This is a genomic window from Telluria sp. ZB4P34, from assembly GCF_059686055.1.
In genome coordinates this window covers 14552-26776 of sequence record NZ_JCASIF010000022.1, presented here as the reverse complement: position 1 = coordinate 26776, position 12225 = coordinate 14552, and the positions used below count along the sequence as shown (strand labels likewise).

At 66.8% G+C, this 12225-nt stretch carries 6 protein-coding genes; all 6 read left to right on the top strand.

Annotated features, from left to right (window positions below; translation table 11 throughout):
- Window positions 1-248: 248 nt before the first annotated feature.
- The 6 genes from AC56KL_RS21795 (at window position 249) to AC56KL_RS21770 (ending at window position 12103) form a co-directional block, all read left to right on the top strand.
- Window positions 249-2438 (top strand): HDOD domain-containing protein, encoded by a 2190-nt coding sequence (locus AC56KL_RS21795; RefSeq protein ID WP_497182268.1) that lies wholly within the window; start codon window positions 249-251, stop codon window positions 2436-2438.
- Between the two features lie 28 nt (window positions 2439-2466).
- Window positions 2467-4674 carry a putative bifunctional diguanylate cyclase/phosphodiesterase gene (locus tag AC56KL_RS21790; RefSeq protein ID WP_497182298.1) on the top strand — a complete coding sequence of 736 codons (2208 nt, stop codon included), beginning with the start codon at window positions 2467-2469 and terminating at the stop codon, window positions 4672-4674.
- Between the two features lie 16 nt (window positions 4675-4690).
- Window positions 4691-6262 carry an SEL1-like repeat protein gene (locus AC56KL_RS21785; protein WP_497182267.1) on the top strand — a complete coding sequence of 524 codons (1572 nt, stop codon included), beginning with the start codon at window positions 4691-4693 and terminating at the stop codon, window positions 6260-6262.
- A gap of 186 nt (window positions 6263-6448) precedes the next feature.
- Complete coding sequence (locus tag AC56KL_RS21780) at window positions 6449-9220, top strand: M16 family metallopeptidase (protein ID WP_497182266.1); 2772 nt, start codon at window positions 6449-6451, stop codon at window positions 9218-9220.
- A 163-nt stretch (window positions 9221-9383) separates the two neighbouring features.
- A complete protein-coding gene (locus AC56KL_RS21775; RefSeq protein ID WP_497182265.1) occupies window positions 9384-10613 on the top strand; it encodes a putative DNA modification/repair radical SAM protein in 1230 nt (409 codons plus the stop codon).
- Entirely contained in the window at window positions 10610-12103 is a 1494-nt protein-coding gene (locus AC56KL_RS21770) for a UdgX family uracil-DNA binding protein (RefSeq protein WP_497182264.1), read from the top strand. The genes AC56KL_RS21775 and AC56KL_RS21770 overlap by 4 nt, the downstream gene beginning before the upstream one ends.
- The last annotated feature ends 122 nt before the right edge of the window (window positions 12104-12225 follow it).

Sequence of the window (12225 nt, the reverse complement as noted above, 5' to 3'; positions counted from 1 at the left end):
TATGAAATATTATTTCACTCATCAGCATTCCTGTGTTTCCAATGTATTACTTTAGAGCGACACCTCGGCAACACTTTTTTCGGAATGTATTGTTCCCGGTCAGAAATATCTATATGCTAAGATAAGTTTTTCGTGCCCAGAACAAAGTCTGAAACATTGTTCTGTTTGCTAGATCAACGAACAAGACCTTGTGGCATCCCGGCCGGGATGTCTCGCCCAACCCTCGACAAGCGGCCACGTTTGAGACCATGCAACCATCGGATCAGGATATCCGCAATCGCCTGCTGATTGCCCGTCTGCCGGCCATGCCGCAGATCCTCGTGCGTCTCATCGAACACCTGCAGGCCGACGACCTGGGCATGCCCGAGCTCGCGGCCCTGATCTCGAAGGATGCCGGCATGACCGGCAAGCTGCTGGCGGTCGCGAACAGCTCGGCCTACCAGCGCCACCATCGCAGCGTCAACCTGGAACAGTCGCTGGTTGCCCTCGGCACCGACATGATCAAGACGCTGGTCATCAGCGACTCGGTGTTCCAGACCTTTAACAACTTCCCCCATTCGGGCAGCACCGACCTGCGCGCGTTCTGGAAGAATTCGCTGAGCGCGGCCGTGATCGCGAAAGAGATCGCGCGCGCCGTCGAGTACCCGCACCTGGAAGAAGCCTACCTGGCCGGCCTGCTGCACAATGTCGGCCGCCTGGCCCTGCTGGCCACCGCGCCCAAGGAATACGCCTACAACTTCAGTGCGCGCGACGACGAGGACCTGTGCGCCGTCGAGCAGCGCACGCTGGAGATCACCCACGCCGAAGCCGGCGCCTGGCTGATCGAGCGCTGGCAGCTCGACTCCTTCCTGGCCGACGCCGTGCTGTACCACCACGAGCCGAGCGAGCGCCTGGAGTCGGCCCATCCCCTGATCCGCATCGTGCGCCTGGCCCACGTGCTGTCCAGCCATGCGGCCGATGAAGCCGCCGTGCTGGAGGCCGCCACCCTGTGCGGCATCGAGGCCGGCGAAGCCGCGCACCTGCTGGCGGGCGCTGCGCGCCAGGTCGAGCAGGCCGCCGCCCACCTTGGCATCGACCTGGCCGGCGCCGACGACATCCCCATGCCGCCGGCCTATGCGCCGCCGATGCTCGACCCGGTGCAGCAGCGCCTGTCCGAGGAAGTGCGCAACATGGTGCTGGTGTCGGAGGTAGGCCAGAGCTTCGCGCGCCAGCAGGGCGAGAGCGGGCTGCTGGAAGCGATGACGCGTTCGGCGCGCATCCTGTTCGACTTCGGCAACGCCGTCGTGCTGCTCGAGAATCCGACCGGCCACGCGCTGGTCGGCGCGCCCACCCAGGGCAGCCAGCGCATCGCCGAATTCGCCGTGCCGCTGGCGCGCGGCGGCGCGATCGCCAAGAGCGCACTGGAGCGGCGGCCGGCCTTCATCGGACGCGAACCGGCGGACGGCGGCACGCTGGGTTTGGCGGAAGAACAGCTGCTGCGCATGCTGGGCACCGAGAGCATGGTGTGCGTGCCGCTGGTGGCGGGCGCCCGTTGCCTGGGCGTTCTGATCGGCGGCATCGCCGCCTGGCAGGTGCCGACTTGCCAGCGGCGCGAGCGCTTCATGCAGTCCTTCGGGACGCAGGCTGCTACGGCGCTGGAGAACATGCTGCTTGAACGCGGCCACGCACGCCGCCAGCTTGCGCACGTGGCCGAGGAATACCGCGAGGCGTCGCGCCGCGTGGTGCACGAAGTAAACAACCCGCTGTCGATCATCAAGAACTACCTGAGTGTCCTCGACAGCAAGCTGGCGCGCCAGGAGCCGGTGAGCACCGAGATGTCGATCCTGAACGAAGAGATCGACCGCGTCGGCCAGCTGGTCAGCAGCCTGGCCGACCTCAAGCCGAACGAAACGGGACCGCATCCGACCGACGTCGCCAAGGTCGTGGACGAGGTGCAGCGCCTGTTCCGCAGCACCGGTTTCGTTCCGGGCACGGTGGAAATCCTGGTGACCATGCACGACGAAGCCACCCGCATCGAGGGCGACGCCGACGTGCTCAAGCAAATCCTGGTGAACCTCGTGAAGAACGCCATCGAGGCGCTCGGCGCGATAGGGGGCCGGGTCGAGATCATCAACCGCGGCCACGTGAACCGCGAGCGCCAGCTCTACCTGGAGCTGGTCGTCAGCGACAACGGCCCCGGCCTGTCGCGCGAGGTGCTGGCCCACCTGTTCTCGCCGGTGAAGAGCACCAAGGACGGCGCCCACCACGGCCTGGGCCTGTCGATCGTGCACAGCCTGGTCAGGAAGCTGGGCGGCCACATTTCCTGCCGCAGCGGCCGCACCGGCACCGCATTCGAAATTCTCCTGCCGGCGTGGTCCGGCGCCGGTGCGGGCAGCGCGGTAGCGCTGCCGGCCCGCGCGCTGGGCGCCGCGCTTGGATCCACGCTTGGATCCCCATAATCCCGTCATGATGAACGCGCACAACGCCATGTTTCCCGGCGAACCGGCTCCCTATTCCCCGACCCTGGAGGCAGACAGCCTGCCGCGCCTGCTGCTGGTCGACGACGAGCCGCGCCTGCTCTCGTCGCTGTACGAGCTGCTGCGCGACCGCGGCTACTCCCTCACCACCGCATCGTCCGGAAGCGAGGCCCTGGCCCACCTGTCGCGCCTGCGCTTCGACCTGGTCCTGCTCGACCTGCGCCTGCCCGACATCGGCGGCCACGAGATCATGGACTTCATCAACGAGAAGGGCATCAATGCCGAGGTGATCGTGATGAGCGGCGAAGTGGGCATCGACGCGGCGATCGGCGCGCTCAAGCGCGGCGCCTACGACTACCTGCGCAAGCCTTATGCGAAGGAAGAACTGCTGGCCACCGTCGCCAACGCCCTGAAGGGCCGCCGCCTGGCGCTAGAGAACCAGCGCATGGCCAACCAGCTGGAAAACTCGGAGAAGATGTACCGCTACCTGGTGGACTCGTCGCCGGACATCATCTACACGCTGAACCACGAGGGCCGCTTCACGTTCGTGAACGACCGCGCCTACCAGCTGCTCGGCTACGCGCGCGACGAGCTGCTGGGCAAGCACTATTCGGTGCTGGTGCACGAAGAAGACCTGGAGCGTGCGCGCTACGTCTTCAACGAGCGCCGCGTCGACGAACGCGCCTCGCGCAACGTCGAACTGCGGCTCAAGTGCAGGAATGGCGGCAGCGGCGGCCATGGCAACGAGCGCACCTTCAACAACACCTTGATGACGATCTCGCTGAACGCGATCGGCATGCACGTGCCCGATCAGGAAGTGAAGAAGCTCGAATTCTTCGGCACCTACGGCGTGGCGCGCGACATCACCGACCGCAAGCGCGCGGAAGAGGTCATCTCCTACCAGGCCTACCACGACATCCTCACCGACCTGCCGAACCGCATCCTGTTCAAGGACCGCCTCGGGCTGGCCGTGATCCAGGCCAAGCGCAAGAAGACCGAGCTGGCGGTGATGTTCATCGACCTCGACCGCTTCAAGCTGGTCAATGACACCCTGGGCCACGTGAAGGGTGACGAACTGCTGCAGCAGGCCGCCACCCGCCTGAAGACCTGCCTGCGCAGGGGCGACACCCTGGCGCGCCAGGGCGGCGACGAATTCACCATCGTGCTGCCGGAGCTGCGCGACCGCGACGACGCGCGCATGGTGGCCGACAAGTTCCTCGAGGTCTTGCAGGAACCCTTCGACCTCGACGGCCACGAAGTGCACATCTCGGCCTCGATCGGCATCGCCATCTACCCGAAGGACGGCGAATCGATCGACGAGCTGCTGCGCCATGCCGACATCGCCATGTACCAGGTGAAGGCCGAGGGCAAGAACGGCCACAGCTTCTACCACACCTCGATGCTGGACATCTCGCACCAGAAGATCGCCCTCGAGCAGGCGCTGCGCCGCGCGCTCGAGCAGGACGAACTGGAGATGTACTACCAGCCGCAGATCGACGCGCTCACCGGGCGCATCGTCGGCGCCGAAGCGCTGATGCGCTGGAATCACCCGACCCGCGGCCTGCTGTCGGCCGGCGAATTCCTGCCGTTCGCGGAGGAGAGCGGCCTGATGCTGCCGATCTCGGACTGGATGATCGGGGCGCTGTGCCGCGACATGCTGCAGTGGAACGCCACCGGCACCGACCACGTGCGCCTGTCGCTCAACCTGTCGCCGCAATACCTCGAGCGCGGCGACTTTTTCGAGAAGATGCGCAACGCGCTGGTGCGCTACGGGATCGCCCCGAGCCAGATCGAGGTCGAGATCACCGAGAACATCTGCATCCGCAATCCGCAGTACGCCATCGAGCAGCTGAACAAGCTGTGCCAGCTGGGCGTGTCGATCGCGATCGACGACTTCGGCACCGGCTACTCGTCGCTGTCCTACCTGCACCGGTTCCCGATCCACACGGTGAAGATCGACCAGTCCTTCGTGAAGGAAATCCACGAAGAGGGCGGCCACTATCCGGTGATCCTGGCGATCATCTCGATCGCGCGCGGCCTGGGCCTGAACCTGATCGCGGAAGGCGTGGAGACCGAGGAGCAGGCGCGCTACCTGCGCGCCAACGGTTGCATGACCATGCAGGGCTACCTGTACTACCGCCCGATCCCGCTGGGCGAATTCATCAAGTCGCTGCGCACCCAGCCGACGCTGTTCGGCCTGCGCGCAATCCAGGCTTGAGCCGGCCCACGCCACCATGCTCGACGATCCGGCACACATCGCTGCACAACACGGCGGCCTCGCAGGCAGCGCTCCGGAAGCGCATTACGGCGCGGAGTTCCTGCGCGTAAAAGGGATGGCCGAGCGCGGCGTGCCCACCGCCCAGCACAGCCTGGGATTCATGTATGCCAGCGGCCAGGGCGTGCCCCGCAACGACGAGCTGGCCGTGGCCTGGTACCGCATGGCGGCCAGCGCCGGCCTCGAGCTGGCCCAGTACAACCTCGGCGTGATGTACCAGAAGGGACAAGGCGTGGCCCAGGATTACGGCCAGGCCGCCTACTGGTACCGCCGCGCCGCCGAACAGGGCTACGCGCCGGCGCAGTACAACCTGGGCTGGCTGTATGCAAAGGGCCAGGGCGTGCCGCATGACGTGCAGGGTGCGCTGCACTGGTTCAGCCAGGCGGCAAGCCAGGGCGAGCCGGGCGCACAGCACAACCTGGGCATGATGTACGAGACCGGCAAGGGCGTGCCCCAGGACCAGGATGCGGCGACCGAGTGGTACCGCCGCGCAGCAAGCCAGGGCCACGCGCGCTCGCAGTTCAGCCTTGCGCTGCGCTGCAACGGCAGCCAGGCCATCGACTGGCTTCTGAAGGCGGCCGAGCAAGGCTATGCGCCGGCGCAGTTCAACCTCGGCCTGCGCTACGACAAAGGGCAGGACGTCGGGCAGGACAGCGGTCTTGCTGTGCTGTGGTATGGCCGCGCCGCGGAACAGGGCCACGCCAGTTCCCAGTTCAACCTGGCCCTGATCCACGACAGCGGCCACGGCGTGCCGCGCGACGAAGCGCTGGCCCTGCACTGGTACCGCCGCGCGGCCGAACAGGGCCATGCCGGCGCCCAGGACAACCTCGGCGTGCGCTACGAGCACGGGCAGGGCGTGGCGCAGGACCCCGCCCAGGCGGCGCACTGGTACCGCCAGGCGGCCGAACAGGGCATGCCCTCGGCCCAGTACCACCTCGGCCAGCTGATCGATGCCGGCAGAGGCCTGGCGCGCGATCCCGAACAGGCCGTGCACTGGTACCGCAAGGCGGCCGAGCAGGGCCACCTGCGCGCCCAGTTCGACCTCGGCCTGCGCTATGAGGGCGGCACCGGGGTGGCGCGCGACGAGGCGCAGGCGCTCGAGTGGTACCGCCGCGCTGCTACCCAGGAGTACGCGCCGGCGCAGTACATGGTGGGCGTGCTGCTCGACCGCGCCGAGCATGCCGATCCGCGCGAGGCGAGCGACTGGTTTCATAAAGCCGCCGACCAGGGCCACGCGCTGGCCCAGTTCGAGCTGGGCCTGCGTCACGACTGCGGCAAGGGCGTCGAGCGCGACTATGAAGCAGCGTATTTCTGGTACCTGTGCGCGGCGCGCCAGGGCCACGCGCGGGCGCAGTTCAACCTGGGCGTGATGTATTCGGCGGGGCAGGGGGTGCAGCGCGATCTGGGGGAAGCGTATGCTTGGCTGCAGCGGGCGGGCGGGGCAGGTGTGGACGCGGCTGCAGGCTACCTGAAGAAGATCGCGGCGCGCATGGAGCCGCAGTTGCTGGCGCAGGTGCAGGGTTTTTCCTGAACCGTTCACTGTGCATACGTAGTTTGAACGCGTGGGCGGGGGACCCGCCCACCCTACGTATGCATCCATTTCCTCTGGCGCTAGCTCGGCGATTCCTGTAGGGTGGGCGGCTGTGCCGCCCACGCGTTCAAGCAGCGCATGACCGGACGGGACGCATACATACAACAACCAGTCCACGAGACGCCCATGAAAAAACTCGCTCTGCCCCTCCTGCTCGGTCTCGCAGCCGCAGCAGCGCTGCCGGTCCACGCCGCAGCACCGACCACCGCATCCGCCGCCGCGCCGTTCAAGTTCGACCGCAAGGCCTACACCATCGCCCACAAGAAGTTCGTGCTGCCCAACGGCCTGACCCTGCTGGTCCATACCGACCACAGCGTGCCGGTGGTCGGCGTGAACATGTGGTACCACGTCGGTTCGCGCAACGAGAAGCGCGGCAAGACCGGCTTCGCCCACCTGTTCGAGCACTTCTTCTTCAACGGTTCCGAGAACTACCCGCACGGCTTCCGCGAAGCGATGGACGACCTTGGCGCGAACAACCGCAACGGCACCACCAACGTCGACCGCACCAACTTCTTCGAAGACGTGCCGGTATCGGCGCTCGAGCGCACCCTGTTCCTGGAATCGGACCGCATGGGCTTCCTCGGCAACTACATCTCGAAAGAGATGCTGGAGCGCGAGCGCGGCGTGGTGCAGAACGAGAAGCGCCAGGGCGAGAACCAGCCGTACGGCCGCGTGCGCATGGAAGTGTCGAGCAAGATGTACCCGTACTCGCACCCGTATTCATGGTCGACGATCGGCAGCATGGAAGACCTGCAGGCCGCCTCGCTGGACGACATCAAGGAGTGGTACCGCACCTACTACGGCCCGAACAATGCCGTGATCTCGCTGGCCGGCGACATCACCCCGGAACGCGCCTATGAGCTGGTGAACAAGTACTTCGGCGCGATCCCGCCGGGGCCGCCGCTGCCGCGCACCGAGAAGTGGATTCCCCAGCTGGACCGCAACATCCGCGACGAGATGGAAGACCACGTGCCGCAGGTGCGCATCTACCGCAGCTGGCACACCTCGGGGTGGAAGGATGCCGACACCCAGCGCCTGAACCTGCTGGCCGGCGTGCTGGCCGGCTCGAAGAACGCGCGCCTGGACAAGCGCCTGGTGTACGACAAGGGCATGGCCACCGGCGTCTCGGCCTTCGTGAACGATGCGGAACTGGGCGGCACCTTCAACCTGTCCGTCACCGTCAAGCCGGGCGTCGATCCGGCGGAAGTGGAACGCGAGATGGAGCGCGTGGTGGCCGAGCTGCTCGAGAAAGGTCCGCTTGAATCGGAGCTCAAGCGCGTGAAGACCCGCGACCTGGCCGATTTCGCACGCAGCCTGGAGCGCGTGGGCGGGATGGGCGGCCGCAACGACGTGCTGGCCGAGAGCGAGACCTACGGCGGCAAGCCGGACGCCTACCTCGACCGCCTCGAGCTGTTCGCCACCAGCACCCCGGCGGACGTCAAGGCGGCGAGCAACCGCTGGCTGCGCGCCAACCACTACACGATGACCGTGCGTCCGGCCGCCAAGCTGGCCGCCACCAAGTCGACGCTCGACCGCAAGAAGCTGCCCGCGCTCGGCGATGCGCCGGACGTCAAGTTCCCGACCCTGCAGCGCGCCCAGCTCAAGAACGGCCTGAAGGTCGTGCTGCTCGAGCGCCACACGGCGCCGATCGTCAATGTCTCGCTGGCGGTCGACGCCGGCGCGGCCTCGGATACCACCGCCAAGGCCGGCGCCGCCTCGCTGGCGCTGGACCTGCTGGACAAGGGCACCAGGACGCGCGACGCCTTCGCCCTGTCCGACGCCCTGGAAAACCTGGGTGCGCGCCTGTACACCGGCACGAGCCAGGACCAGTCACTGGTGCGCCTGCAGGCGACCAGCGCCAACCTGGCGCCGTCGCTCAACCTGATGGCCGAAGCCGCCCTGAACCCGAGCTTCCCGCAAGACCAGTTCGCGTTGTCGAAGGGCCGCCGCATCGCCGGCATCGCCCAGGAAAAGGCCCAGCCGAACAGCCTGGCCCTGCGCCTGGTGCCGGCCGTGCTGTACGGCGCCGACCACGCGTATGGCAAGCCGGCCTCCGGCTTCGAAGGCAGCGTGCAGGGCCTGACCCGCGACGACCTGATGGCATGGCACAGCACCTGGTTCAAGCCGGGCAGCGCCACCATCGTCGTCGCCGGCGACACCACCATGGACAAGCTGCTGCCGGCGCTGGAAGCGAGCTTCGGCAAGTGGCAGCAGGGCACCGCTCCCGCCAAGCAGATGGCCACCGTGCCGGCCACCCGCGGCAAGCGCGTGATCCTGGTCGACAAGCCCGATGCGCCGCAGTCGACCATCGTCGCGACTCACGTCTCGCAGGCCTACGGCCAGCCGGAAGACCTGGCGATGGAGCCGGTGATCACCAACTTCGGCGGCATGGCGACTTCGCGCCTGAACCGCAACCTGCGCCTGGACAAGCACTGGAGCTACGGCACCAGCGCGCGCCTGTCGGAAGTGCGCGGCCAGCGACCCTTCATCATCGTCGCGCCGGTACAGACCGACAAGACGATCGAGGCGATGCGCGAAGTGCAGAAGGAGCTGCGTGGCGTGGCGGGCGAACGTCCGCTGGCCGGCAAGGAGTACGAGAGCATCATGCGCAGTATGACGGCGCGCCTGCCGGGCCGCTACTCGACCCTCGCGGCGCTGGAGTCGGCCGGACTGGAGACCGTGAACCTGGGGCTGGCGGACGATTACTGGAGCAAGTACGCGTCGAACGTGCGCGCCCTGACTCCGGAGCAGCTGGCAGCCGCATCGAGCAAGTTCATCAAGCCGGACGAGGCGGTGTGGATGGTGATCGGCGACCTGCGCAAGATCGAGGCGGGTGTGCGCTCGCTCGGTTGGGGCGAGGTGACCGTGGTGGATGCGGACGGCAAGCCCTTGCGTTGATCCCCCGCTGATGTTGCGGTAATGGAAAGCCCGGTCCGTTGACCGGGCTTTTTTTCATGTCGTCCCACCTTTGAACCGCTCCCGGGCGCGTACGCTTGACCCTTCCGGCCTGCACCCACGCGCGCGATAGTATACTGTATGCCTATACAGTTCAAGGCGTGCGATGGAACTCAACGACAAACTGGAAATCCTGGCCGACGCCGCGAAATACGATGCGTCCTGCGCCAGCAGTGGCGCGCCCAAGCGTTCGTCCGAGGACAAGGACGGCTTCGGCGCCACCACCGGCATGGGCATCTGCCACAGCTACACCCCGGATGGCCGCTGCGTCTCGCTGCTCAAGATCCTGCTCACCAACTTCTGCATCTACGACTGCCAGTACTGCATCAACCGCCGCAGCTCGAACGTGCCGCGCGCCCGCTTCTCGGTCGAGGAAGTGGTGAAGCTCACCCATGATTTCTACGTCCGCAACTACATCGACGGCCTGTTCCTGAGCTCGGGCATCATCCAGTCGGCCGACTACACCATGGAGCAGCTCGTGGCCGTGGCGCGCCAGCTGCGCGAGGTGCACAAGTTCCGCGGCTACATCCACCTCAAGACCATTCCCGACGCAGACCCGCTCCTCATCGAGGAGGCGGGCCGCTGGGCCGATCGCCTGTCGGTGAACATCGAGCTGCCCACCCACGACAGCGTGACCCGCCTGGCGCCGGAAAAGAACGTCCACACCATCAAGCTGGCGATGGGTTCCATTCGCCGCAAGCTCGACGAAAAGCTCGAAGAACCGAAGGCGCCCAGCTTCGCACCGGCCGGCCAGAGCACGCAGATGATCGTCGGCGCTGACGCCAGCGACGACCACACCATCCTCAACACCGCCGAGACGCTCTACGGCAGCTACAAGCTCAAGCGCGTGTACTACTCGGCCTTCAGCCCGATCCCGCAGAGCCCGAAGAGCGTGCCGCTGGCGCCCCCGCCGCTGCTGCGCGAGCACCGCCTGTACCAGGCCGATTTCCTCCTGCGCGGTTATGGCTTCACTGCCGGGGAACTGATGCCGCAGTCCGGCAACCTGGCGCTCGACGTCGACCCCAAGCTGGGCTGGGCCCTGTCCAACCGCGAGCATTTTCCGATGGACCTGAACCGCGCCGACGAAACCATGATCGCGCGCGTGCCGGGCATCGGCCTCCGCAACGCCAGGCGCATCGTGGAGCTACGCCGCATCCGCCGCATCCGCTGGGAAGACCTGTCGCGCCTGCGCTGCAGCATGAAGAAGCTGGCGCCCTTCATCGTCACGTCCGACTACAAGCCGGTGCAAGGCGCGGCCAGTTCCCACATCCTGCGGCGCCACCTGGCCGACGCGCCCGAGCAGATGAACCTGTGGCCGGAATTGCAGGCGGCATGAGTACCTCACCTGCAGCAGCCGTCGCCGGCGGCCGGCCGCTGCAGGTGACCGGCTTCGCCGAATGGCGCGAGGCGGCGCGCGCACTGTTGCGGGCCGGGGTGCCGCCCGAGACGGCGAACTTGGTCACACTCGAAGGTGGCAACCTGTTCTCGGGTGCGCCCCCTGCGGCTGGGCAGGACGTTCATGGCGGCATCCCATCGCAACAAGCGCCATCGCCAGGCCCCGTCCTGCGCGTCCCGCGTGCGCTGATGGACATGCTGCAGAAGGCGGCCTGTTTCCGCGCCCCGGACCGCTGGGCTTTTCTCTACCGCGTGCTGTGGCGCTGGACGCATGGCGAGCATGACGTGCAGTCGCCCGCCGATCCGGACGGCAGCCGCCTGCACGGCATGGTCAAGGCAGTGCGCCGCGAGGAGCACGACATGCATGCCTACATCCGTTTCCGCGAGCGTCCGCCTGAAGCAGGCGACCCGCGCTTCGTCGCCTGGTTCGAGCCGCGCCACGACGTGCTGCCCCAGGTGGCCGAACACTTCGTTGCCCGCATGGGCAAGGTCAGCTGGATGATCGCGACGCCCGAGGCCAGCGTGCTATGGGACGGCCACATGCTGCACAATGCCGGCCCCCTGATGTCGAGCGCGGCCGAACTGGATGACGCCGGCGAAGCACTCTGGCTCACCTACTACCGCAGCATTTTCAACCCGGCGCGCGTCAACGCCCAGCTGATGCAGAGCCACATCCCGTCGCGCTTCTGGAAGAACCTGCCGGAAGGCGCGATCGTCCCGTCGCTGGTGAGCCAGGCCGAACTCGGCGCGCGCAAGATCGGGCAGGTGCAGGCGGTTGGGCGCAAGAGCGGCGCGACGATCCCGATCAGCGCCGAGGCGGCCCAGCCGGACCGCGAGCAGCCCTCGAAGCTGGACGAATGCCGGCGCTGCGAGCTGTGGCAGTACGCCACCCAGGCCGTGCCCGGAGAGGGGACGAAGCACGCCGCCATCATGGTGGTCGGCGAGCAGCCCGGCGACCAGGAAGACCTGGCCGGCCAGCCCTTCGTCGGCCCGGCCGGCAAGCTGCTCGACCAGGTGTTCGCCCAGGCCGGGGTGGACCGCAAGGCCATCTACCTCACGAACGCGGTCAAGCACTTCAAGTGGGAACCGCGCGGCAATCGCCGCCTGCACAAGACGCCGGTGCAGCGCGAGATCGAAGCCTGCCACTACTGGCTGGAGAAGGAGCTGGCGGCCGTGCAGCCGAAGGTGATCGTGGCCATGGGCGCGACGGCCCTGAAGTCCGTGATGCGCAAGGGGACGGTGGCGCTGAAGGACTTCCTCGGCAAGCCGGTCCGCATCGACGGCTGCTGGCTGGTCACCATCTACCACCCCTCCTATGTGCTGCGGGTGCCCGACGAAGCGTCGAAGCAGGAAGCCTTGTCGGTCATGATGAAAGGCCTGAAACTGGCGCACGAACTGCTCGAGCGGCCGGACCTGCCTGAGCCGGAGTGAAATCCGCGCAGCGCATGCATACGCGATGCCGCGCGCATGAAATCGCGCTCACTGCTCATCCTTAAGTCTTCGTTCATATTGCAGAGCTAAGCTTGACGGACAACCAACAACCAAGGATGTCC